This is a genomic window from Nakamurella sp., from assembly GCF_044224575.1.
Classification (GTDB): domain Bacteria; phylum Actinomycetota; class Actinomycetes; order Mycobacteriales; family Nakamurellaceae; genus Nakamurella.
In genome coordinates this window covers 59,086-82,303 of sequence record NZ_JBGAKE010000008.1, presented here as the reverse complement: position 1 = coordinate 82,303, position 23,218 = coordinate 59,086, and the positions used below count along the sequence as shown (strand labels likewise).

Genomic DNA, 23,218 nt, shown 5'->3' with positions numbered 1-23,218 from the left:
GACGCCATGGGCCAACCACCGCCGCGCCGCAACCGGGTCACTCCGTCCGGTGAGATCGTGCCCATCGACGTGCGCGGGGCATGGACGGGAAACCGGGGAATCCTGCACCGCGGAGGTGGCGACGACGCCCGGATCGTCCGACAGCACGCCGGGATCGCCTGGATCACCTGCGTTCTGGACTTCCGCGGACGGCGCATCCCGCAGTGGGCACCCGGCCACTACACGCCGCTGTTCTTCCCCGACGAGGCCGTGGCCTTCGCCGCCGGGCACCGGCCGTGCGCGGAATGCCGGCGCCCGGCGTTCCGCGCCTTCCTCGACGCACTCGCCGCCGCGGGTCCGGACGGCGACCCCGACGAGCGTCTGCCGGTGCCGAACCGGGCACCGGATCTGGACCGTCTGCTGGACCGGCAGCGCCGGTACCCCCGAAGCTCACGCCGCCGGCTGCACGACCGCCCGTGGCGGGAACTGCCCGACGGCACGTTCGTCGTGCTCGGGGACGAGCCGGCCGTGGTGATCGGGGACGCGGTGATCGGCTGGACCGTCGACGGGTACGGCCCGGCGCAGGTCCGCCCGGCCCGCGGCGCGGCCCGGCTGCTCACCCCACCGGCGACGGTCCGCGCGCTCGCCGCCGGGTACCCGGTGCAGATCGACCGCCGCGCCCGGTCGTCGGCCCATCAGGCCCGTTCGAGCACCGACGGGTCGAGCTCGGCCACGGACCGATAGCCACACAGGCCCAGCGTCAGGTCGAACTCGGCCATCAGGTTGGCCAGCTGCTCGTCGACGCCCCGCCGGCCGGCCAGACCGAGCGCCAGCGCGTAGGGCCGCCCCACGCACACCGCCCGGGCACCGAGCGCGACCGCCTTGAGCATGTCGGCGCCGCCGCGGATCCCCGAGTCCATCAGCACCGGAACCGCACCGCCCACCGCCGCGACCACCTCCGGCAGGCTGTCCAGTGCGCCGCGGGCACCGTCCACCTGCCGGCCGCCGTGCGTGGACACGATGATCCCGTCGACTCCGGCGTCGAGCGCCCGGCGGGCGTCGTCACCGCGTTGGATCCCCTTGAGCACGATCGGCAGCGAGGTCAGCGACCGCAGCGCCGGCAGGTCGCTCCAGGTCAGCGATGGCCGTGAGTAGGTCTGTAGGAACGTCTGCACGATCGCCCGGGCTCGGCCGGGCGGCCGGGCGGTGCTCGACATCATCCGGGCGACCGACCGGAGTACCGCGGGCAGCTCGGCCAACCGGGGCCGCCCAGCGGGGCCGGCCGGGCCGGCCGGGGCGGTGCCGGCCAGCCGCCGGAACACCGGGTCGGAGGTGTACTGGGCCAGGCCGTCCCCCACCGCGAACGGCAGGTACGCCCGGTCCAGGTCGCGGGGTCGCCAGCCGAGCATGGTGGTGTCCAGGGTGACGACGATCGCCGAGCAGCCGGCCCGCTCGGCCCGGCCGACCAGGCTGGCGACCAGCTGGTCGGAGGTCGACCAGTACAGCTGGAACCACCGCGGCGCGTCCCCCATCGCCGCCGCGCACTGCTCCATCGCGACGGACGCCTGATTGGAGAAGATCATCGGGACACCGTGCGCGGCGGCGGCCCGGGCCACCGCCAGGTCGCCCTCCCGGTGCACGATGCCCAGCGCCCCGATCGGGGCGAGCAGCAGCGGAGCCGGCAGCCGGCGACCGAACAACTCGACCGAGGTGTCCCGGACGGACACGTCGCGCAGCACCCGCGGCACCAGGCGCCACCGGTCGAACGCGGATCGGTCGGCGTCCATCGTCGACTCGGACCCGGCGCCGCCGGCCACGTACCCGTACGCCTTCGGCGTCAGCCGCCGGCGCGCCCGGCGGTCGAGCTCGACCCAGGTGGTCGGCACCGCGGGCCGCCGGCCGAGAACACCGCCGGCGTAGATGTGCGACTGACGGGCGCGGCCGATCGATTCGAGTGCGGCCGCGGGCAGGGTGACCTGGGACATCGGTCCAGCCTGACCCACCTCCGGGCGCCCGACCACCCGGGTCCGTGGTCCGCGGGGCGAAGACCGGCGATTGAGCACCGCACGGCCCGGGAACATGCGCCGCGCAGGCAACCCAGGAGAGGCAGATCCGTGAGCAAGGACGACGAAAGGTGCCAGCCGGGCGACGAGGTGTCCTGGCGCACGCACGGTACGACCACCCACGGCACCGTGGAGCAGCAGATCACCACGGACACCGAGGCCGCCGGCCGGACCGTGCGGGCGTCCGCGGACGACCCGCAGTACCTGGTCCGCAGCGACAAGTCCGGCCGGACCGCAGTGCACCAGCCGGACGCGCTGGATCCAGACGCGTCCGGACGCCGGTCATGACCGCGAGTGCCGCCGGTGCGGCCCGCTCGGCCAAGGACGGCGCCGAGCGCGCCGGCGGGCAGGCGGTGGACAGCAAGCCGTTCCGGATCCTGGTGACTGTCGGCCTGGTCACCTACGGCATCGTGCACATCCTCGTCGGCTGGATCGCCGCGCAGGTCGCCTGGGGCGGCACGGGCGGCGGCCAGGAGGCGTCCCAGCAAGGCGCGCTGGCCGAGATGGCCCAGAACCCGGTCGGTGTCGTCGTGCTGTGGCTGACGGTGCTCGGCCTGTTCGCGATGACGGTCTGGCAGGCGGCCGAGGCCGCCTGGGGGCATCGGGACAAGCCGTCCGGATTCAAACGCGTCCGCAAGCGGCTGAGCTCCGTGGGCCGGGCAATCACCTACGCGGCGATCGCCGTCGCCGCCATCTCCGCGCTGCAGGGAGCGTCCCAGTCGGGCGATCAGAAGCAGGAAGGCTGGACCGCCCGGCTGCTGGAGCTGCCGTTCGGCCGGATCCTGGTCGGCGCCGTCGGCGTGGTGATCGTGGTCATCGCCGTCCGGCTGGTGATCAAGGGGATCAAGCGCAAGTTCACCGAGGACCTGGCGGGCGGCGCCTCGGCCGGCGTGCAGCGCCTCGGCCAGGCCGGCTACATCAGCAAGGGGGTGGCCATGGCCGTGGTCGGCGGGCTGTTCGGCTGGGCCGCGGTGACCTACGACCCCAGCAAGGCCGGCGGCCTGGACGACGCCCTGCGCACCATCAACTCGGCGCCGCTCGGGTCGGTGCTGCTGACCGTCGTCGCGCTCGGGCTGGTCTGCTTCGGCGTCTATTGCTTCTTCTGGGCCCGGCACCCGAAGATCGACGCGGGAACCGGCCAACGGTCCGGCGAAACCGCAGGTACCCGGGCAGCGGGCGGCCGGACGGCATGACAAGCTGACTCGACGCGGCGACGGCCGCGTCGAGTCCAGCCCTGCCGAGGAGTGCCCGCCGTGGGTGACAAGAAGAACAAGGTCGTCGATCCGGATCGCCCGCCGAAGATCAAGAAGTCCGCGTACGAGGCCGAACTCCGCCGCCTGCAGACCGAACTGGTCACCATGCAGCAATGGGTGCGCGAATCCGGCACCCGGATCGTGGCGATCTTCGAGGGCCGGGACGCCGCCGGCAAGGGTTCGGCGATCAAGCGGATCACCGAGTTCCTCAACCCCCGCACGGCCCGCATCGTGGCGCTGCCGGCGCCGACCGAGCGGCAGCGAACCCAGTGGTACTTCCAGCGGTACATCGAGCATCTGCCCGCGGCGGGCGAGATCGTGCTGATGGACCGGTCCTGGTACAACCGGGCCGGCGTCGAGCGGGTCATGGGCTTTTGCACCACCGACGAGTACCGGCGATTCCTGCACCAGGCGCCCATCTTCGAGCGGCTGCTGGTCGAGGACGGAATCCTGCTCTTCAAGTTCTGGTTCTCGGTGTCGGACGTCGAGCAGGAACGCCGATTCCACTCGCGGCTCACCGACCCGATGCGCCGGTGGAAGCTCTCGCCGATGGACGTGCAGTCGATCAGCCGCTGGGAGGACTACTCGCGGGCCAAGGACGAGATGTTCATCCACACCGACATCCCCGAGGCGCCCTGGTACACCGTGGAGAGCGAGGACAAGAAACGCTCGCGGATCAACGTCATCGCGCACATCCTCGAGCACGTACCGTACGAGCACATCGAACCCGAACCGGTCACCATCCCCGAGCGGCCGCCGGGCACCAGCTACCTGCGGCCGCCCCGGGAGGAGTTCAAGTACGTCAAGGACCACGCCTCTTCTCTGGTCAAGCCGGCTTTGTAGGGGGGTCGGCGGCCGGTCAGATCGTCATGGCCGCCAACACCTGCGGCACCGCGGCACCGCCACCCGCGCCCGAGGCGGTGACCCGGCCCGAGGCGAGCACGTAGTAGTGCGCGGCCGCGCCGAGCGCGAAACCGACGTGCTGCTCGACCAGCAGCACGGACAGTCCCCCCCGCGCGGTGAGATCCATGATGGTCTGCTCGATCTCGGCCACCACCGACGGTTGGATGCCCTCGGTGGGCTCGTCCAGGATCAGCATCTTCGGCTCGGTGATCAGCGCCCGGGCGATCGCCAGTTGCTGGCGCTGACCGCCGGACAGCAGGCCGGCCTTGCGCCCGAGCAGCCCGGCCAGCGCCGGGAACAGGTCGAGCGCCTCGGCGATCAGGTCCTTGCCCCGGCGCCGGCCGTCGGCGACCAGCTGCAGGTTCTCCAGGGTGGTCAGCTGACCGAAGGACTGCTGGCCCTGCGGGACGTAGGCCAGCCCGCGGGCCACCCGCTGGTTCGGCGCCAGTGTGGTGACATCCTCACCGAGCAGTCGGATCTGGCCCGACCGCGGCTTGAGCAGCCCGACCGCCGCGCGCAGCAGCGTCGACTTGCCGGCCCCGTTGTGCCCCATCACGGCCACCACGCCGTCCTCCGGCACCGCGACCGAGACCCCATGGATCACGTCCGTCCGTCCGTAACCGACGTGCACGTCAGTCAACTCGAGCATCATGACGAGGCCCCTTCCGGAACCGAACCGGCCGATTCGCCGGCCGGCGTGACCTGACCACCATCGGCCTGCCCGACCTCGAGCGCGACCTGTTCGGCCTGCGCGGCGATCACCTCCACCACGTCCGCACCGCCGGCCAGGGCGTGCCCCGCGGTGCCCAGGTAGACCTCCTGCACCTTCGGGTCGGCCTGCACCTGGGCGACGGTGCCCTCGGACAGCACCTTGCCGGCCGCCAGCACCGTGACCGATGTGGCGAACGATCGCATGAAATCCATGTCGTGCTCGACGATCACGACAGTGCGGTCCTGGGCGATGCGCTGCAGCAACCGGCCGGTCTCGTCCCGCTCCTCGGCGCTCATCCCGGCCACCGGCTCGTCCAGCATCAGCAACTGCGAGTTCTGCACGAGCAGCATGCCGATCTCCAGCCACTGCTTCTGCCCGTGCGCAAGGATGCCCGCCGGCACGTCGGCGAGCTCGACCAGAGAGATGGTCTCCAGCACCTCGTGCACCGGGCCGGGCACCCCGTGGCGCCTGCGCAGCAGCGAGAGCTTCTTGCGCGACGCTCCCGCCGCGATGTCGAGATTCTGCAGCACGGTGAGCTTCTCGAACACCGTCGCCGTCTGGAAGGTGCGCCCCACGCCGAGTGTGGCGATCGTGTGCACCTTACGCCCGGACAGCTGCTGCCCGGCGAACTCGATGTAGCCGGTGGACGGCACCAGGCCGCTGACCGCGTCGATCAGCGTCGTCTTACCGGCCCCGTTCGGCCCGATGAGGAACCGCAGATCGCCCTTGAGCACGGTCAGGTCGACGTCGTCGACCGCCACGAAGCCGTCGAAGGCGACCCGCAGCTTGCTGATTTCCAGGTAGTCGGACACGTCAGGCCGAACCCTTCACCATGTCGGGGCGATCCGCGCCGGCCGGATCCACCGGCGGCCCGGCCGGCCGCGATGGCCGCCGCAGCCGCCCGAGCACCGAGCCGAGCGACGCCAGCCCGCCGGGCAGGAACGCCACCACGAGCATGAACACCGCGCCCTGGAAGTAGATCCAGAACGAGGGGAAGGACTCGGACAGGCTGGTCTCCATCCAGGCGATCGCGATGGTGCCCAGTACCGGCCCGAGCAGGGTGGTCCGCCCGCCGATGGCCACCCCGATCAACATCGAGATCGACGGCACGATGCCGACATCGGCCGGCGAGATGATGCCGACGATCACCGTGAACAACGCGCCGGCGATGCCGGCCATCACCGCCGCGATCACGTACGCGACCGTCTTGACGTTGGCCGGGTCGTAGCCCAGGAACCGGACCCGTTCCTCGCTGTCCCGGCAGGCCACCAGCAGCTCGCCGTACCGGCTGACGTACAGCTGACGGACGATCAGCACCATCGCCAGCAGCACGCCGGCGGTGATGAAGTACACCATCCGCTTGTTCGCCGGATCGGTCAGATCGAACCCGAAGAAGGACCGGAACCCGTTGAGCCCATTGGTGCCGCCCGTGGTCGCCTGATTGCCGATCAACAGGATGGCGAACGCCGCCGCCAGGGCCTGGGACAGGATGGCGAAGTAGGCGCCCCGTACCTTGCGCTTGAACGTGGCCAGGCCCAGCACCAGCGCGAGGATCCCGGGGATAGCGACAATTCCGATCAGGGTGATGATGTCGCTGCGGAACGGCTCCCACCAGGCCGGCACGGTGCCGGAACCGTAGAGCCGCATAAAGTCCGGGACACCGGACGGCCCGGCGTCGTCCAGCTTCATGTGCATGGCCATCACGTAGCCGCCGAGGCCGAAGAACACGCCCTGGCCCAGGGTCAGCATGCCGCCGCGACCCCAGGCCAGACCGATGCCGACGGCGATGATCGCGAAGCACAGGTACTTGCCGAGCAGGTTCAGCCGGAAGTCGGACAGCACCGCCGGGGCCACCAGAAACAGCAGGACCGCCCCGATCGCCAGCCCGAGCCACACCCGATAACCCGTCAGGTATCTCATGCCGGCACTCCCGACGGGTCACTCGCAGGCTCCGCGCCCCTCCCGGGCGTGCCGCCGCGGTGTTGATGATTCGCTCGCTGTCGCTCGCTCATGCCAGGCTCCTGGTCCGCACGTTGACGATGCCCTGCGGCCGGATCTGCAGGAAGACCACGATCGCGATGAACACCAGGACCTTGGCGATGCTGGCCGAGGTCCAGAACTCGAACCCGGACCGCAGCAGGCCGAGTGCGAACGCGGCGATCACCGCGCCCTTGATCTGCCCGATGCCGCCGACGACGACCACCAGGAACGCGTCGATGACGTAGTTCGTGCCCAGAGTCGGCCCGATAGAGCCGATCTGGCTCAGTGCAACCCCGGCGATGCCGGCCAGCCCGGACCCGATGAAGAAGGTCGTCCGGTCGGTCCGGCGGGTGGAGATGCCGGACGTCTCGGCCAGTTGGCGGTTCTGCACGGTGGCTCGGATCCGCCGGCCGAGCGACGTCATGGTCAGCACCAAGGTCAGCGCGGCGACCGCGGCCAGCGAGAGCAGCAGGATGAAAATGCGGGAGAGCGGCAGGTTCACGCCGAATAGCTCGACCGACCCCTTGAGCCAGCTCGGCGCGGGCACGTCCACGTTGGGTGCGCCGAAGATGTCCCGGGCCGCCTGCTGCAGGATCAGCGCGACACCCCAGGTGACCAGCAGGGTGTCGAGGGGCCGGTCGTACATCCGGCGCAGCAGGGTGGCCTCCAGGACGACGCCCATCAGGCCGGCGACCAGGAAGCCGACCGGCAGCGCGACGAGCAGCGACACCCCGGGCGAGGAGAAGACGAACTGCATCAGGTACGCGGTGTAGGCCCCGGCCATGATGAACTCGCCCTGCGCCATGTTGATGACGCCCATCTGACCGAACGTCAGCACCAGGCCGAGCGCGATGAGCAGCAGGATCGAGCCGACGCTCAGACCCGCGAACACCTGGGAAACGAAAGTATCCATGCCGTCCTGTCTCTCGGCTGGTGGATCCCGGCGACCGCCGGCCGCGCCGCGGGTGCGGAGCGGCCGGCGGTGACGGGCGGACTCAGCCGGTGGCCAGCCCCGCGGCCCACGGGTAACCGGTGAGGAACGGGTCAGGCTGGATCGGCGCGGGCGAGCTCCACTCGGTGTAGAGCAGGCCGTCCGGGCCGATCTTGCCGATCAGCGCGGTCTTGCTGATGTGGTGGTTCGCACCGTCGACCACGACCGTGCCCTCGGGCGCGTCGAACGTGATGCCGTCGGCCGCCGCCTGGATCGAGGCGGTGTCGAACGCCTTGGCCTTCTCGGCCATCAGCTTCCACAGATACAGCGAGGTGTAGGCCGCCTCCATCGGGACGAACTTCTTGTTCACCGGGGTGTCGATCGTCTGGAAGTAGTTCCAGGCGGCCAACTGTCCGACCACGTTGTCCAGGCCGATGCCGCCGACCTCCTCCTCGGCGATGGACACGCTGACCACCGGCATGGTCTCCGGCGTCAGGCCGACGTTGCGGTACTGCTTGAAGAATGCGACGTTCGAGTCACCGTTGAGCGTGTTGAAGACCGCGTCCGCACCGGAGGCCTGCACCTTGTTCACGATGGTGGAGAACTCGGTGTCGCCGAGCGGGGTGTATTCCTCGCCCTTGATCTCGATGCCGTTCGCCGCCGCGTACGCCTTGATGATCTTGTTGGCGGTCCGCGGGAAGACGTAGTCGCTACCCACCAGGAACAGGCTGGTCACGCCCTGCTCCTTGAGATAGTCCAGCGCCGGAACGATCTGCTGGTTGGTCGTCGCCCCGGTGTAGAAGATGTTCTTGCTCGCCTCCAGGCCCTCGTACTGCACCGGGTAGTACAACAGCGAGTTGTTGCCTTCGAACACCGGCAGCATGGCCTTGCGCGACGCCGACGTCCAGCCGCCGAATACCGCTGCGACACAGTCGCTCTTGATCAGTTTCTCGGCCTTCTCAGCGAACACCGTCGGCTCGGATGCGCCGTCCTCGGTGATCACGTCCAGGGTCTTGCCGTTCACCCCGCCGGCCGCGTTGATCTCGTCGGCCGCCATCTGCAGCGAGTCGTGCACCGTCTTCTCGCTGATCGCCATCGTGCCCGACAGCGAGTTCAGGAAGCCGATCTTGACGCTGTCGCCGGAGGTGTCGACGCAGCCGGCCGCCGCTGCGCCGGGGACCGAGCCCGACCCGCCGGCCGCGGCCGAGGTGGTGGATGCGGTGTCCACCCGCGAACCGCAGGCGGTGAGCGCGAGCAACGCGGCGAGCGCCACGGCGGGGCCGCGGGTGCGGCGCAGCGTCGAACGGAAGGTCGGACGGGTCATGCGGAGCCCCTTCACTGGGCCGGGCGAACGCGTGCACGACTGCCGGACACGTCGGTGGGCCGGGGCGTGCAGCAGTGCGTTTCACTACCGGGACGTCAGGCTGATGCGAGGTCGGTGGGTACCGAGGCTCCGCGGCGGATGGGTGGGGTCGCCAGCCGGAACCCGGATCACCCCGGCGGACCGGGGATCACGCAGCGACCGTAGGAGTCCTGTGTTTCCGCTGAGGACACCACTCGTTAACTCGAGATTGCCGAGCACGGTTGACGTAGTGGATCGTTATCCGAACTCAACCCTGCGTGGCGCCCCGGTCAACCTTTCGGGTTGGTCGGCGCCCGGACGGGAGAGCACGCCCCAACTCGGCGGTGATCCGGGCGACCCGGTGCCGGACGTCCGCCCGGATGGCCGCTTCGTCCAGGGTGGTGAGCCGGCCGGCGGCGAGCAGGCGCCGGCCGGCCACCACCACGTCGGTGACGTCGGACCCCCGGGCGGAGTACGCCAGGTGCGCCACCGGTTCGGGCATCGGGGTGGCGTGCGGCGCGGTGACGTCCAGCATGATCAGGTCGGCCGGTTCGCCCACGGCGAGGCGCCCGGAGAGCCGGTCACCGAAGGCGCGGGCCCCACCCCGGGTGGCCATCCGCACCACGTCGGCGGCCAGCACCGCGGTGGGATCGCGCCGAGTGCCGCGCGCGACCAGCGCCGCCGTCTTCATCTCCTCGAACATGTCCGCGCTGTTGTTGGAGGCCATCGAGTCGGTGCCCAGCCCGGCACAGACGCCCGACCCCTGGAACTCCGGAACGGGCGCGACCCCGGCCCCCAGCTTGAGGTTGGACACCGGGCAGTGCGCCACCGAGACGGTGGGCCGGGCGAGGATCGCCAGGTCCGCGTCGTCGTGCGGGTGGACCGCATGCGCGACGTGCAACCGGCCGGCGTCCAGGCCGACCCGGTGGGCCAGGGCGATCGGCGAGCACCCGTTGCGGTCCAGGCTGTCCCGCACCTCCCCCGCCGTCTCGGACAGGTGGATGTGCACGGGCAGGTCGTGGGTCGTGGCGCGCCGGGCGACGTCCGCCAGCAGCTCGGGCCCGCAGGTGTACGGGGCGTGCGGGCCGAACGACACCTGGACCAGCTCGTCGCCGGCGAACTCGGCGGCCAGGGTCGATGTCCGGTCCAGCACCTGGGCGCCGGTCTCCGGGGTGGCCGCCGGGTACGCGACGGCGTCGTACCCGAAGACCGCGGTGGCGGCCAGCACCCGCAGCCCGGCGTCGCGCACGTCGCCCACCAGCCCGGCGTCCCACAGGTACATGTCGGCGAAGGCGACCGTGCCGGACCGGATCATCTCGGCCATGGACAGCAGCAGGCCGGCCCGGATGTCGTCCCTGGTCATCCGCAGCTCGAACGCCCGGATGTGGCCGAGCCAGCGGTCGAGCGGCTCGTCGTCGCTGTGGCCGCGCAGCAGCGACATCCCGGCGTGGGTGTGCGCATTGACCAGGCCGGGCAGCACGAGCCGCCCGGTCCCGTCCAGATCGGCGGACCGGACGGGCCCGCGGACCGGACCCAGGTAGGTCACCCGGCCCGTGTCGGACGAGTACGCGATCTCGGCGTCGCGCAACTCCCGCTCGGGATCGGCGACGATCGTCGCCCCGACGACCCGCAGTTCGCTCACCCGGGCATCTTGCCGCAGGGCCGGGGGCCGAACGCACTGCGGGCCCCCGACCGGATCGGTCGGGGGCCCGCAGCCGGGTTGCTGTCGCCCGGGTCCGGTCAGGCGGTGCCGACCGGGACCGACATGGCCTTCCACTCGTCCCAACCCATGGCCCAGGTGTAGACGTCGCCGTCCATCGAGCTGAGGGTGATGTCAGTGCCGGAGATCTCCACCGGGTCGCCCAGGAAGGCGGAGTTGAAGTACGCCTCGGCGTCCGCGTTGGACAGGTTGATGCAGCCGTGGGTCACGTTGCTGTTGCCCTGGGCGCCGGCACTGGCCGGGTTGGCGTGGATGAACTCACCGTTGTTGCTGATCCGCACTGCCCACCGCTGCAGGCTGTTGGTGTAGCCGTACCGGGCGTTGTTCATCAGGTATTCGGCGTCCTTGGCCATCACCACATGGGTGCCGGAGCGGGTGACCAGGTTGGGATCGCCGTTGTCGCCTCCCCGACCGTACGAGGCCGGGTAGGTCGCCACCACCTGCCCGTCGCGCTTGACGAGCATGTCGTGCGAGTTCACGTCGGCGACCACGACCTGGTTGCGGCCGATGGTGAAGTCGCTGGTGATGTCGGCGGCGCCGTACGAGGTGTCGTCGAGCTTGACGCCGTACAGCTTGGCATCGACGTGCACCTGGGTGCCGGACGGCCAGTAGTCCTTGGGCCGGAAGTCCAGGGCCCAGCGGCCGTCGTCGTGCTTGATCCAGGCCCAGGCACCTTCCACCTGCGGGGTGGTGGTGATCGAGATCTGTTTGGCCACGGCCGCCCGGTCCTGCGGTTCGGCGCCGAAGCTGACGCTGACCGGGACGGCGACGCCGACCTCGGCGTTGTCGCTGGGGCTGATCGTGTTGCGGGTCTTGGTGTCCTCACCGACCGTGGTCCAGGTGCCCTGGATCGGGATCTGCTTGCCGTCGGTGCCGGTGGCGGTGCCGGTGACCGTGTAGGTCTTGCCGAACCCGAGCGGCTCGCCGACCGTCCACGACGTCTGGTCGGCCCCGATGGTCGCCTGCACGACCTTGCCGTCCGGGTTGGTCATCTGGACGTTGTCGATAGTGCCCTTGGCGATGGTGAAGGTCAGCGGCTCGACCGGGGACAGGCCCTCGGTCCCGAAGGCGGGGGTCGCCGCGACGGTGGCCACCGGCGGGACGACCGTCGTGGAGGCCACCGAACTGGCGTCGGCGCTGCTGGCGCCGCCGGTGCCAGCAGTTCCACCGGCGGTCGAGGTGACCGTCTCGGTGGCGAGCGATCCACCGCTGCACCCGGCCACCAGCAGCAGTCCCACCAGGGCGAGCAGCAGCGCAGCGAGCGACCTGCGGCGTGCAGGGTTCAACCTGGTCAAATCTCGTCCACTCCCGGAGTTTCCACGGGCGGGCTATTCCCCGCCACGGCAGCCGATCAGACACGGCTGTGTGCAGGGTAGCGATCGTCGCTGTGCGAACGGCGTGAAGCACGCCGGGCGGGGCATCGCAACCGGCGTGAGTTCGACCTCATGGGGCGGCCGGCGAAGCGTCCGGGGCGCCCGCGAACGGTGCGTTCGCGCCGTCTACCGGAACAGGCGCCGGAGCACGACCAGGCCGACCAGGGCCCCCACCGCGATCAGCGAGTACTTCACCTTCGGCTCGGCGAGGGTGGCGGCCAGGGTGCGCCGGCCCTCGTCGACGACCCGCTTGGGGTTGGCCCGCGTCGTCAGTTCGTCGACCGCCGCGGCCAGGGAGTCCCGTGCACGTTCGATTTCCGCCTGGATGGTCTCCGCGTCGCGGACCACGGCGCCTCCCGTTCTGCCTCAAGGTTCACTGCCGGCGCTCATGGACATCACTGCCGGCACGTCGCTGCGCGCGGCGGTGGCGGGCCCGGACCGACACCGGCCCCGCGGGTGTTTACCCTAGCCGCATGGCCACCACTGCACCCGGAGTGGGCGACGAAGCGCCCTCCTTCACCCTGCCCGACGCGGACGGCAACCCGGTGTCGCTCGCCGACTTCGCCGGCCGACCGGTGATCGTCTACTTCTACCCCGCCGCGATGACGCCCGGTTGCACCACCGAGGCCTGTGACTTCACCAGCGCCCGCGGGTCGTTCGACGGCGGCGGGTACACAGTGCTGGGCGTCTCGCCGGACAAGCCGGACAAGTTGGCGAAATTCCGGGACAAGGAGAGCCTGTCCATCGTGCTGCTCGCCGACACCGACCGCTCGGTGATGACCGCATACGGCGCGTTCGGCGAGAAGCAGATGTACGGCAAGACGGTGCAGGGGGTGATCCGGTCGACGTTCGTGGTCGGCGCGGACGGCCGGATCGAGCAGGCCTGGCGCAACGTCAAGGCGACGGGCCATGTGGCGAGGGTGCTCAAGGAGCTGGGTCTGGCAAGCTGAGGCGCTGGGCAGACGTTGCGGGGCCGTAGCCCAATTGGCAGAGGCACACGGTTTAGGTCCGTGCCAGTGTGGGTTCGAGTCCCACCGGCCCCACTGTTCAATCCAGTTCACACTCGATTCGACAACACGCGGCCCGAGGTACCACACCTGCGCCCGGTGAACAAGCACGATGTGAAGCGCTGGCACCGGGTCCCGAGCATTGATCCCGAGCATTGATGCAGCGCGGTGCGGCGGCCAGACGGCGAAGCCAGTTGCTCGACTAGAGGGGCGAAATCGATGAGCGCACCGGAAAACACCAAGTCCGGCACAGGTGAGAGCAGTGCGGAACACTCCCGCGGCGGGGTGACCACCGTGTCGTCGGGGTACTCGACGGCGTCGCCCTTCTCGGACGACTCCCCGGACAGCCCGTACGGCGCCGCGAAGTCGTCCGGCTCGGCCTGGAGCGGCAGCCCGTACGAACCGCTGGACTCCGAGTCGTCGGCGGCGGCATATCCGTCCACGTACGGGGTGTCGGACTCCGCTAGCCCGACCTACGTGCCCGCTCCGGGCTCGGACGTCCCGGACGAGCCGCGGACGACCGGCCGGCAGACCAAGCAGCGGACCGTCGCCGGGCTGTTCAGCGCGATCCTGGGCACCCTGCTGGTGGGCACCGGCCTGTACCTGATCGGCGAGTTCGGGATGGGCATCTTCCAGTCGATGCTGAACGGCGGCGGCCAGCCGTCCGGCTGGGACATCACCTGGACGTCCGTCGGTGCGGCCCTGATCTTCGTCGCCGTGCTGCTCAACGGCTGGTCGCCATGGGCGACCCTGATCCCCGGGGCCGCCCTGACCGCCGCCGGAATCTGGTCGCTGGCCTGGTACGACGGCGCCGACCGGGTGGCCAGCTTCGTCGACCAGATGTTCGCCCGGCCCGAGATGGTCGTCTGGGGCATCACCGGCTGGATGCTGGTCCTCGGGCTGATGCTGCTGGGCGCCAGCTTCGCCGTTGTCATCGCCCGGGCCGTCGGCCGTCGCCGCCCGTTGAACTGATTCGGGGCGAATCCGGCGGGCGGTTCGTCACGCCGGATTCAGCTGCCGACGCAGAATCGGCAGCATCAGCCGCAGAGCCCGGCCGCGATGGGACAGTTCGTCCTTCTCGGCCGGGCTCAGTTGTGCCGAGGTCCGGCCGTCGCCGCCCGCGTCGCTCTCCGCCGGGATGAAGACCGGGTCGTAACCGAACCCGTTCGTGCCCACGGCCGCTCGGCCGATCCGGCCTCGCCACTCGCCGCGCAGCACCTGCACCTCGCCGCCCGGGGTGGCCAGGGCCAGCGCGCAGATGAACGCGGCGCCGCGCCGCTCGTCGGGCACGTCGGCGAGCTGACCGAGGAGCAGCGCGGTATTGGCCGGGTCGTCACCGTGCCGTCCCGACCACCGCGCGGACAGCACCCCGGGCATCCCGTTCAACGCGTCCACGGCCAGCCCGGAATCGTCGGCCAGCGCGATCTCGCTCGTCTCCCGGGCCGCCTGCCGGGCCTTGTCGGCGGCGTTCTCCTCGAACGTCGCGCCGGTCTCCGGCAGCTCCTCGAAGGCGGGTACGTCGGCCAGGCCGAGCACTCGCACGTCGTCACCGAGGATGCGGCGCAGCTCGCCGAGCTTCTTCGCGTTGCGGGTGGCCAGCACCACCTGCACGGGGCCGGCCGTCACGCCGACCCGCCGATGGGCCGGGCCAGCGCGGCCCGCTGCAGCTCGGCGAGGGTGGCGATGCCGGCCAGCGCGCTGTCCAACATCGAGTCGAGGGTGGAGCGGGAGAACGTCGCGCCCTCCGCGGTCCCCTGCACTTCGACCAGCGTGCCGACGTCCGTGGCCACCACATTCATGTCCACCTCGGCGCGCGCGTCCTCCTCGTACGGCAGGTCCAGCCGGACCCGGCCGCCGACAACACCCACCGACACCGCGGCGATCTGGCACGACAGCGGCTGCGGGTCGGCGAGTTGGCCTCGTTCGCGCAGCCAGGCCACCGCATCGGCCAGCGCCACGTACGCCCCGGTGATGGCCGCGGTGCGGGTGCCACCGTCGGCCTGCAGCACGTCGCAGTCCACCGCGATGGTGTTCTCCCCGAGCGAGCGCAGGTCCAGACAGGCGCGCAGGGACCGGCCGACCAGTCGGGAGATCTCGTGCGTGCGGCCGCCGACCCGTCCCTTGACCGATTCCCGGTCGCTGCGCTCGTGCGTCGCCGACGGCAGCATGGCGTACTCGGCGGTGAGCCAGCCCAGGCCGGAGCCCTTGCGCCAGCGAGGCACGCCGGTGGTGACCGACGCCGCGCAAAGCACCTTGGTGCCGCCGAATTCGACCAGCACCGAACCCGCCGGGTGCTGCTGGAACCCGCGGGTGAAAGTGACTGGGCGAAGTTCGGTGTCGGCGCGGCCGTCTGCTCGGGTCATACAGGCAGGCTAGTTGGCCGCCGGATCAGCCGACCGATGCGCCCAGCTCGACCACCGACCCGATCTCGGGTCCGAGGAAGCGCTTGCCCAGCTTGGTGAACGGCGCGGGGTCCCCGGTGGCCAGGAACTCGTGCGGGGCGACGGGCTCCGTACCGGGCGCCAGCAGGTCCAGCTCGGTCAGCTTGCGGTAGACGTCCTTGGCGGTCTCGTCCGCGCTGGAGACCAGCGTGACCCCGTCCCCCATCACCAGCGACAACGCGCCGGTCAGCAACGGGTAGTGGGTGCAGCCCAGCACCAGCGTGTCCAGGCCGGTGCGCTGCAACGGCCCCAGATAGGCCTGGGCCAGCCCGATGACCTGCCGGCCCGACGTGATGCCCCGCTCGACGAAGTCGACGAACGACGGGCAGGCGACCGCATGCACCGTGATGCCGGGGTTGACGTCGAACGCGTCCTGGTAGGCACCGGAGGCGATGGTGGCCGAGGTGCCGATGACGCCGACCTCGCCGGTCCGGGTTGCCGCGACCGCCCGCCGGACGGCCGGCCGGATCACCTCGACGACAGGCACGTCGTACCGCTCACGGGCGTCGGCCAGGCACGCCGCCGAGGCCGTGTTGCACGCGATGACCAGGATCTTGACCCCGCTGTCGACCAGCCGGTCACCGACCGCCAGGGCGTGCCGGCGCACCTCGGCGATGGGCAGCGGACCGTACGGGCCGTTCGCGGTGTCCCCGACATACCGGACCCGCTCCCCCGGCAACTGGTCGATGATCGCCCGGGCGACGGTCAGCCCCCCCACCCCGGAGTCGAAGATGCCGATCGGCGCGGTCACATCCGGACTGACGACAGCACTCACGCCCCGACGCTACCGCCGGGACGCATCAGGCGGCGACCGCCCGCCGCTGCCGGTCGGCCCGGCCGACGATGAACGCGGCCAGCACCCCGCCGAGCGCGCCGAACAGGTGCGCCTGCCACGACACGGTGACCACACCGGTAATGTCCGAGGCCGCCACCCGCACGATGCCGGTCCAGAACAGGCTGCCGTACAGCACGAGCAGGACCAGGCCGAGCAGGATGTGCTGCCAGGTCCGGGTCCAGATGCCGCGGACGATCAGGAAGGTCAGCCACCCGAAGACGACACCGGAGGCGCCGACGGTGACGCTGGCGGCCGGCGCGACCAGCCACACGCCCAACCCGGAGACCAGCCAGACCAGCACGGTCACGGCAAAGAACTGCCGCAGTCCGCCGACGGTGATCAGCACCCCCATGATCGCCAGCGGCACCAGGTTGGACCACAGGTGCGCCCAGGACCCGTGGATCAGCGGCGCGGCCAGCACGCCCCACAGACCGGACCAGCTGCGCGGCTCGATGCCGAACTGGTCCAGGCGGTAGTCCATCGCCCAGTTGACGGTCTGCACGACGACCATCACCAGGGCCAGCGAGCCGACCACGATGATCGCGGTCCGCAGATTCTCCGGGAGAACCTTCTTCGTGGCCGGGGCGGCCGACCCGGCCGGCGTGACGCCGTAGCCGGGGGGTACGTAGGAACCGGACGAGCCGAATTGCGACGGCGAGGTCATACCACCAGGCTACGGACCGCCGCTCGCCCGGGAATCCGGGGAAACCCTGACCGTCAGGGTCCTGACAAGCTCCGCCGGCTCAGGCCCAGAGCTGCCCCTCCAGGCCGGTCGCGGCGAGCGCGTCGTCGCCCGCGTCGTACACCCCGGTGGACAGGTACTTCCACCCGCCGTCACAGACCACGAACGCGATGTCCGCCTCGACGCCGTCCCGGACGGCCCGGGCGGCGATGCCCAACGCGGCATGCAGGATCGCGCCGGTGGAGATGCCGGCGAAGATGCCCTCGACCTCCAGCAGTTCCCGGGTCCGGCGGACCGCGTCGTCCGGTCCGACGGAGAAGCGCGAGGTCAGCACGGACGCGTCGTACAGCTCGGGGACGAAGCCCTCCTCCAGGTTGCGCAGCCCGTAGACCAGCTCGCCGTAGCGCGGCTCGGCCGCGACGATCGAGACGTCCGGCACCTTCTCCCGGAGGAACCGGCCCACCCCCATCAGCGTGCCGGTGGTGCCCAGGCCGGCCACGAAGTGCGTGATGGTGGGCAGATCGGCCAGCAGTTCGGGCCCGGTCGTCTCGTAATGTGACAGCGCATTGTCCGGATTGCCGTACTGGTAAAGCATGACCCAGTCGGGGTGGTCGGCGGACAGTTCCTTGGCCATCGCCACCGCGGCGTTCGAGCCGCCCGCGGCCGGCGAGGAGATGATCTGCGCCCCGTAGGCCCGGAGCAGCAGCTTGCGTTCCTCCGAGGTGTTCTCGGGCATGACGCAGATCAGCCGGTACCCCTTGACCCGGCACACCATCGCCAACGAGATGCCGGTGTTGCCGCTGGTCGGCTCGATGACCGTGCAGCCGGGCCGCAACCGGCCGGCGCGCTCCGCGCGGGCAACCATGGCCAGCGCGGGGCGGTCCTTGATCGAGCCCGTCGGATTGCGGTCCTCCAGCTTGGCCCACAGCCGCACCGACGGGGTCGGCGACAACCGGGGCAGGCCGACGAGCGGGGTCCCACCGACCGCGTCGACCAGGCTGGCGTACCGAGTCATGTGTTCGACGGCGTCAGTGGTCGCCGGCGGCAGTCGCCCGACTGTCGTCGGCGACAGTCGCCCGATTGTCGCCTCCGGCGACGGCGGGCAGGATCGTCACGTTGTCGCCCTCGGCGATCGCGGTCTCCAGGCCACCGGTGAACCGCACGTCCTCGTCGTTGACGTAGACGTTGACGAACCGGTGCAGCGAACCGTTCTTGATCAGCCGGTCACCGAGCCCGGTGTAGCGGCTGTCCAGGTCGGAGATCACCTCGGCCAGGGTGGCACCCTCGGCGGAGACGGTCTTCTCCCCCTTGGTGACCGGACGCAGGATCGTCGGCACGGACACCGAAACACTCATGGGGAAACTCCTTGTTCGCGCCCGGCAGCGGGCGAGGTCGTCGTGCGGTTCATCGGTTCTCAGATCGGATCAATTGTGACGGACGCGAACGCCCTCTTCTGCAACGTCGGATCGGGCGGGAATGATTTCCACCGGTTCCTCGCTGACCACGCCGTCCACGATCCGGTACGACCGGATCTCCTCCTCGTCCGGCTCCCGGGTGGAGACCAGCAGGTAGTGGGCCTGCGGTTCGCCCGCGTAGGAGATGTCGGTGCGGCTCGGATAGGCCTCGGTGCCCGTGTGCGAGTGATAGACGACGATCACCTCCTCGTCGGCCGCGTCCAGTTGGCGGTACAGCCGCAACTGCTCGCCCGAATCGAATCGGTAGAAGGTGGGCGAACGTTCGGCGTTGAGCATTCGAACCAACCGGGTCGGCGTATCCGAGCCGGCCGGCCCGGCGACGATGCCGCAGGCCTCGTCCGGATGGTCGGCCCGGGCATGGGCGACGATCTCGTCGATCATCGCGGCGGGGATGCGCAGCACCCGGACAGCCTAATGGCCGGCGAGCCGGCGGGAGGTCGGCGGGCAGCGCCGCTCAGGCGTCCAACATCGCGCTGACCAGCGAGTCCTGCACCGCGGACAGCCAGCGGTAGGTGGCGTACATTGCCGCCTGCGGGCTGTCCGGGACGTCGACGCCGGGCGGCGGGGTGTCGTCCTCGGTGATCTCCAGCCGCACCCCGAGGGCCAGCCGCACGTCGTTCAGGGCGGCCATCCAGGCCGCGGCCGCCTCGTCGTCCAGTCGCACCGGACCGCCGCCGCGCGGCAACGAATCGAGCAGCGTGACGGCCGCGGCGTCCTTGGCGGCGATCAACTCGGGTTCGTGCAACACGCGCAGCCCGGACGAGAGCCGGGCGTCGTCGGCGTGGAAGTCGGGCAGCAGCCGGGCGACCGCCGGATCGGCCGGCTTGCTGTCCGGACCCATCGTCATGCCCGTGAGCTGGACCAGCGGGTCGGTCGGCGCCTCGGCGCGGCGGTCCGCGAGCAGTTGCCGGATCTGGTCGACGAGGTCGGCGATCAGCGACGCCTCGGCCGGCTCGAAGGAGGCGCTGTACTTGCCGAAACGGCGGTGGAAGGGACGCACGCGGTCAGCTGTCCCGGGCCATCGTCGCCCAGAGACCGGCCGCCTGCAGCTTGGCGACGTCGGCCTCCATCTTCTCCCGCGGCCCGCTGGACACCGTCGCCCGACCCTTGTGGTGCACGTCCAGCATCAGCGCCTCGGCCTTGGGCCGCGGATGGCCGAGCAGCTTCTGGAACACCAGGGTGACGTACGACATCAGATTGACCGGGTCGTTCCACACGATGGTCACCCAGGGCACGTCCGGCGCCAGCACGGTCTCGGACGAACCGGTCTTCTCCGGCGCGGGCGCGGTCATCACCCCACCGGGTCCCGTGCTCGTCACCGACCCGACCTCCGACAGTTGCCCACGCCACCCACGCCCTCATTTTCGCACCGATCCGCGCGCCGGCCAACGGCCCGGGCCGATGTCTGGACATCCCCGCGGACGCGCGCCGAGCGGTACCGATGACGGCCTTGCCCGATCGGCGGACCTAGGCTCCAAGGATGCACCCCCGCACCGGGTCCACTGTCGGGTCCACCGCCCTGTTCACCGATCGGTACGAGCTGACCATGCTCGCCGCCGCACTCGCGGACGGAACCGCCGCCCGGCACTGCGTCTTCGAGACCTTCGCCCGGCGACTGCCGCCGGGCCGCAGGTACGGCGTGGTCGCCGGGGTCGGCCGGTTGATCGAGGCCGTGGCCGACTTCACGTTCGGCGACGCCGAGCTGGCCGGGTTGCAGCCGTTCCTGGACCCGGCGACGATCGACTACCTCGCCGGCTACCGGTTCGACGGGGACATCGACGGCTACCCCGAGGGCGAACTGTTCTTCCCGGGTTCCCCCGTGCTCACCATCACGGGCACGTTCGGCAACGCGGTCATCCTGGAAACGTTGGTCCTGTCCGTGCTGAACCACGACTGCGCGATCGCCGCGGCGGCCGCGCGGATGGTCTCGGCGGCCGGGGATCGCCCACTGATCGAGATGGGCACCCGACGCGCCCACGAGGAGGCGGCCGTCGCCGCGGCCCGGGCGGCCTGGCTGGCCGGGTTCTCGGCGACCTCGAACCTGGAGGCGGGTCGCCGGTACGGACTGCCAACCGCGGGCACCGCCGCGCACGCGTTCACCCTGCTGCACGACACCGAGGAGGCGGCCTTCGCGTCCCAGGTCGCCACGCTCGGCGTCGGCACCACGTTGCTGGTCGACACGTACGACATCACCCAGGGCATCGAGACCGCGGTCAAGGTCGCCGGCCCCGACCTCGGGGCCGTCCGGATCGACTCGGGCGACCTGGCCGTCCTCACCCGGGCGGCCCGGCGTCAGCTGGACGGATTGGGCGCGAGCGGTACCAAGATCGTCCTGTCCGGCGACCTGGACGAGTACGCCATCGCCGCGCTGCGGGCCGACCCCGTCGACGTGTACGGCGTGGGCACCTCGCTGGTCACCGGTTCCGGCGCGCCCACCGCCGGGATGGTCTACAAGCTGGTGGAGGTCGACGGTCGCCCGGTCGAGAAGCGGAGCAAGGACAAGGTGTCGCACGGCGGCCGCAAGTCGGTGGTCCGGCGGGCAAAGTCCAGCGGCACGGTGACCGAGGAGGTCATCTTCCGCGGCACCGAGGAGGATGCCCGCGCCGCCGCCGGACCGCACGACCGGGTCGTGCCGGTAGCCCTCGTCCGCGGCGGACGACCGGTACCGGGTCTGCCGGACCTGGCCGGCGGACGCGAGCACCTGCGCCGGGCCCTGACCACCCTGCCCTGGGAGGGTCTGACCCTCGCCGAGGGCGAACCGGCCATCCCGAGCACCCAATTGACCGAACCACCCAGCTGACGCACCGAACGGGGACACGATGAGCACGTCAACCTGGACCACCGGCCCGGACCACGCCCTGGTCGTGGTCGACATGCAGCACGACTTCGGCCACCCGAACGGGTCGTTGTACGTGCGGGGCGGCGAGGACATCGTCGAACCGATCAACACCGCGATCGAGGAGGCCCTGGCCGCCGGTCAGCTGGTCGTCTACACCCGCGACTGGCATCCGGAGGTCACCCCGCACTTCGCCGAACACGGCGGGCTGTGGCCGGTGCACTGTGTCATCGACTCGGGCGGCGCCGAGTTCCTGCCCGGGATCAAGGTCGACGGGCCGGTCGTGCACAAGGGCTCCGGTCCGGAGGACGGGTACAGCGGTTTCTCCGTGCTGCACCTGCCGACCGGCCAGGACCGGGAGACCGAGCTGTCCGCCATCCTGGACGAGAACGGGATCATGGCCGTCACCGTCGTCGGGCTGGCCGGCGACTGGTGCGTCAAGTCGACCGCGATCGACGCGGTCCGGCTCGGCTACCGGGCGACCGTGCCGTTGGCGCTGACCCGGTTCGTCGAGCTGAACCCCGGCGACACCGAGGCCGCCGTCGAAGCCATGCGGGAAGCCGGCGTCGAGGTGATCGAGGCCGGCTGAGCGGGCGGCACGAGCCCGCTCAGGCGAACGGCCCGGGGATCTCCCCCGACCCCCGGACGACGAGCTGGACCGGCAGGACCACATCCTTGGTCAGGGGTGCTCCGGCCAGCGCCCCGAACACCGCCTCGGCGCCGATCCGGCCGATCCCCTCGGGGTCCTGCGCGATCACGGTCAGCGGTGGGTCGATCACCTCGGCCAGCGCCAGATCGTCGAACCCGACCACGGCGAAGCGATGCTGCAAGTCGCGGCGGCGCAGCTCGGCGGTCACCCCGACGGCCAGCAGGTTCTGCGCGGCGAAGACGGCGGTGGGCGGGTCGGGCAGGTCGAGCATGGCCGCCATGGCCAGTTCGGCCTGGCTGGCGTCGCCGGGGATCTGGGTCCGGCCCCGCCAGACCAGGGCCGGGTCAGGGGTGACTCCGGCCTCCCGCAGAGCCCGGGCCCAGCCCCGTTGGCGTTCCTCCGCGGTGTACAGGCCGGGCCGGCTGCCCAGGAACGCGATGCGGCGGTGGCCGTGCGCGATCAGGTGGGCGGTGGCGTCGTACCCGCCGCGGCCGTTGGCGACCCGGACCGTCGGGGCGGCCAGCTTGCGCGGTGGGCGGTCGATGAACACCACCGGCAACCCGCGGTGCACCTCGGGTTCGAGGAAGGAATGGTCCCGCCGGCAGGACATGATGATCAGGCTGTCCACCGCCCGGGCCAGCAGCCGGTGGATCAGGTACTCCTCGCGATCGGGATCGGCGTTGGTGCTGACCGCCAGGACCAGGCTGCCCTCCGCGCTCGCGACCCGCTCGACGGACCGGTTCAGCACCGCCGCGAACGGGTTGCTGACATCCTCCAGCACCAGGCCGACCGACGCGGACCGACCGTCCGAACGGCGGAGCGCGTGCGCGGCGTCGTTGCGCCGGTAGCCCAGCTTGGCGGCGGCCGCCAGTACCCGCTCCCGGGTCTCCGGGGAGGCACCCACTTCGTCGTTGATCACCCTGGACACCGATTTGAGGCTGACGCCGGCGGCCCTCGCCACATCGTTCATGGTGGGGCGGCGCAACCGATCAACCATCGCGCGGAGTCCTGTCCATGGGACGACCTTTACATTCCGC

The 23,218-nt window shown here is 70.9% G+C and carries 27 protein-coding genes and 1 tRNA gene; 9 read left to right on the top strand and 19 right to left on the bottom strand.

The window, feature by feature from the left end; genetic code table 11:
- Positions 1–6 precede the first annotated feature (6 nt).
- Positions 7–723 carry a hypothetical protein gene (locus tag ACILSK_RS11120; protein ID WP_395727221.1) on the top strand — a complete coding sequence of 239 codons (717 nt, stop codon included), beginning with the start codon at positions 7–9 and terminating at the stop codon, positions 721–723.
- Here the strand turns inward: ACILSK_RS11120 and ACILSK_RS11115 are convergent.
- Positions 675–1,964: an alpha-hydroxy-acid oxidizing protein gene (locus tag ACILSK_RS11115; RefSeq protein ID WP_395727220.1), complete on the bottom strand. Its 1,290-nt coding sequence runs from the start codon at positions 1,962–1,964 to the stop codon at positions 675–677. The two genes, ACILSK_RS11120 and ACILSK_RS11115, sit on opposite strands and share 49 nt — an antisense overlap.
- Before the next feature lie 129 nt (positions 1,965–2,093).
- On the opposite strand from ACILSK_RS11115, the gene ACILSK_RS11110 reads away from it, so the two are divergent.
- From ACILSK_RS11110 to ppk2, 3 genes are read left to right on the top strand one after another with little or no spacing between them, the layout of a single operon-like run.
- Entirely contained in the window at positions 2,094–2,330 is a 237-nt protein-coding gene (locus ACILSK_RS11110) for a DUF2945 domain-containing protein (protein ID WP_395727219.1), read from the top strand.
- Positions 2,327–3,235, top strand: a complete 909-nt coding sequence (locus tag ACILSK_RS11105) for a DUF1206 domain-containing protein (protein ID WP_395727218.1) — start codon at positions 2,327–2,329, stop codon at positions 3,233–3,235. The genes ACILSK_RS11110 and ACILSK_RS11105 overlap by 4 nt, the downstream gene beginning before the upstream one ends.
- 60 nt (positions 3,236–3,295) lie before the next feature.
- A complete protein-coding gene (gene ppk2 / locus ACILSK_RS11100; protein ID WP_395727217.1) occupies positions 3,296–4,138 on the top strand; it encodes a polyphosphate kinase 2 in 843 nt (280 codons plus the stop codon).
- Between the two features lie 16 nt (positions 4,139–4,154).
- On the opposite strand, the gene urtE is transcribed toward ppk2, so the two are convergent.
- The 8 genes from urtE to ACILSK_RS11060 form a co-directional block, all read right to left on the bottom strand.
- Entirely contained in the window at positions 4,155–4,847 is a 693-nt protein-coding gene (urtE, locus tag ACILSK_RS11095) for an urea ABC transporter ATP-binding subunit UrtE (RefSeq protein ID WP_395727370.1), read from the bottom strand.
- Positions 4,847–5,722, bottom strand: coding sequence for an urea ABC transporter ATP-binding protein UrtD (gene urtD / locus ACILSK_RS11090; protein WP_395727216.1), 876 nt, complete (start codon positions 5,720–5,722; stop codon positions 4,847–4,849). The genes urtE and urtD overlap by 1 nt, the downstream gene beginning before the upstream one ends.
- Before the next feature lies 1 nt (position 5,723).
- The gene (gene urtC, locus ACILSK_RS11085; protein ID WP_395727215.1) at positions 5,724–6,830 is read right to left on the bottom strand and encodes an urea ABC transporter permease subunit UrtC; all 1,107 of its coding nucleotides are present in this window, start codon (positions 6,828–6,830) and stop codon (positions 5,724–5,726) included.
- 88 nt (positions 6,831–6,918) lie between these two features.
- A complete protein-coding gene (urtB, locus tag ACILSK_RS11080; RefSeq protein ID WP_395727214.1) occupies positions 6,919–7,803 on the bottom strand; it encodes an urea ABC transporter permease subunit UrtB in 885 nt (294 codons plus the stop codon).
- Between the two features lie 82 nt (positions 7,804–7,885).
- Positions 7,886–9,145 carry an urea ABC transporter substrate-binding protein gene (urtA, locus tag ACILSK_RS11075; RefSeq protein ID WP_395727213.1) on the bottom strand — a complete coding sequence of 420 codons (1,260 nt, stop codon included), beginning with the start codon at positions 9,143–9,145 and terminating at the stop codon, positions 7,886–7,888.
- 286 nt (positions 9,146–9,431) lie between these two features.
- Entirely contained in the window at positions 9,432–10,805 is a 1,374-nt protein-coding gene (locus ACILSK_RS11070) for an amidohydrolase (RefSeq protein ID WP_395727212.1), read from the bottom strand.
- 98 nt (positions 10,806–10,903) lie between these two features.
- Positions 10,904–12,169 carry an Ig-like domain-containing protein gene (locus tag ACILSK_RS11065; protein WP_395727211.1) on the bottom strand — a complete coding sequence of 422 codons (1,266 nt, stop codon included), beginning with the start codon at positions 12,167–12,169 and terminating at the stop codon, positions 10,904–10,906.
- A gap of 213 nt (positions 12,170–12,382) precedes the next feature.
- Positions 12,383–12,604, bottom strand: a complete 222-nt coding sequence (locus tag ACILSK_RS11060; protein WP_395727210.1) for a DUF3618 domain-containing protein — start codon at positions 12,602–12,604, stop codon at positions 12,383–12,385.
- Positions 12,605–12,729: 125 nt separating this feature from the next.
- Here ACILSK_RS11060 and bcp point away from each other — a divergent pair, with 125 nt between their 5' ends.
- From bcp to ACILSK_RS11045, 3 genes are all read left to right on the top strand, one after another.
- Entirely contained in the window at positions 12,730–13,206 is a 477-nt protein-coding gene (gene bcp / locus ACILSK_RS11055) for a thioredoxin-dependent thiol peroxidase (protein WP_395727209.1), read from the top strand.
- 19 nt (positions 13,207–13,225) lie between these two features.
- Positions 13,226–13,299, top strand: a tRNA-Leu gene (locus ACILSK_RS11050).
- A 183-nt stretch (positions 13,300–13,482) separates the two neighbouring features.
- Entirely contained in the window at positions 13,483–14,235 is a 753-nt protein-coding gene (locus tag ACILSK_RS11045; RefSeq protein WP_395727208.1) for a hypothetical protein, read from the top strand.
- Positions 14,236–14,262: 27 nt separating this feature from the next.
- Here ACILSK_RS11045 and rdgB read toward each other — a convergent pair whose 3' ends face one another.
- The 9 genes from rdgB to clpS all read right to left on the bottom strand — a co-directional run bounded on the left by rdgB (position 14,263) and on the right by clpS (position 19,988).
- Positions 14,263–14,889 (bottom strand): RdgB/HAM1 family non-canonical purine NTP pyrophosphatase, encoded by a 627-nt coding sequence (gene rdgB / locus ACILSK_RS11040; RefSeq protein ID WP_395727207.1) that lies wholly within the window; start codon positions 14,887–14,889, stop codon positions 14,263–14,265.
- Positions 14,886–15,626 (bottom strand): ribonuclease PH, encoded by a 741-nt coding sequence (rph, locus tag ACILSK_RS11035; protein WP_395727206.1) that lies wholly within the window; start codon positions 15,624–15,626, stop codon positions 14,886–14,888. Before rph ends, rdgB begins: the two co-directional genes overlap by 4 nt.
- Before the next feature lie 25 nt (positions 15,627–15,651).
- Positions 15,652–16,479, bottom strand: a complete 828-nt coding sequence (gene murI, locus ACILSK_RS11030) for a glutamate racemase (RefSeq protein ID WP_395727205.1) — start codon at positions 16,477–16,479, stop codon at positions 15,652–15,654.
- Positions 16,480–16,504: 25 nt separating this feature from the next.
- Entirely contained in the window at positions 16,505–17,203 is a 699-nt protein-coding gene (locus tag ACILSK_RS11025) for a rhomboid family intramembrane serine protease (RefSeq protein ID WP_395727204.1), read from the bottom strand.
- Between the two features lie 79 nt (positions 17,204–17,282).
- Positions 17,283–18,236 carry a PLP-dependent cysteine synthase family protein gene (locus ACILSK_RS11020; RefSeq protein WP_395727203.1) on the bottom strand — a complete coding sequence of 318 codons (954 nt, stop codon included), beginning with the start codon at positions 18,234–18,236 and terminating at the stop codon, positions 17,283–17,285.
- 13 nt (positions 18,237–18,249) lie between these two features.
- Complete coding sequence (locus ACILSK_RS11015) at positions 18,250–18,576, bottom strand: MoaD/ThiS family protein (protein ID WP_395727202.1); 327 nt, start codon at positions 18,574–18,576, stop codon at positions 18,250–18,252.
- 69 nt (positions 18,577–18,645) lie between these two features.
- Positions 18,646–19,098, bottom strand: coding sequence for a Mov34/MPN/PAD-1 family protein (locus ACILSK_RS11010; RefSeq protein ID WP_395727201.1), 453 nt, complete (start codon positions 19,096–19,098; stop codon positions 18,646–18,648).
- A gap of 52 nt (positions 19,099–19,150) precedes the next feature.
- Complete coding sequence (locus ACILSK_RS11005) at positions 19,151–19,696, bottom strand: DUF2017 domain-containing protein (RefSeq protein WP_395727200.1); 546 nt, start codon at positions 19,694–19,696, stop codon at positions 19,151–19,153.
- Positions 19,697–19,700: 4 nt separating this feature from the next.
- Positions 19,701–19,988: an ATP-dependent Clp protease adapter ClpS gene (gene clpS / locus ACILSK_RS11000; protein ID WP_395727369.1), complete on the bottom strand. Its 288-nt coding sequence runs from the start codon at positions 19,986–19,988 to the stop codon at positions 19,701–19,703.
- 188 nt (positions 19,989–20,176) lie between these two features.
- On the opposite strand from clpS, the gene ACILSK_RS10995 reads away from it, so the two are divergent.
- Entirely contained in the window at positions 20,177–21,496 is a 1,320-nt protein-coding gene (locus ACILSK_RS10995; RefSeq protein WP_395727199.1) for a nicotinate phosphoribosyltransferase, read from the top strand.
- Positions 21,497–21,515: 19 nt separating this feature from the next.
- Positions 21,516–22,121, top strand: a complete 606-nt coding sequence (locus ACILSK_RS10990; RefSeq protein ID WP_395727198.1) for an isochorismatase family protein — start codon at positions 21,516–21,518, stop codon at positions 22,119–22,121.
- 19 nt (positions 22,122–22,140) lie between these two features.
- Here ACILSK_RS10990 and ACILSK_RS10985 read toward each other — a convergent pair whose 3' ends face one another.
- Positions 22,141–23,151: a LacI family DNA-binding transcriptional regulator gene (locus ACILSK_RS10985; protein WP_395727368.1), complete on the bottom strand. Its 1,011-nt coding sequence runs from the start codon at positions 23,149–23,151 to the stop codon at positions 22,141–22,143.
- Positions 23,152–23,218: the final 67 nt, after the last annotated feature.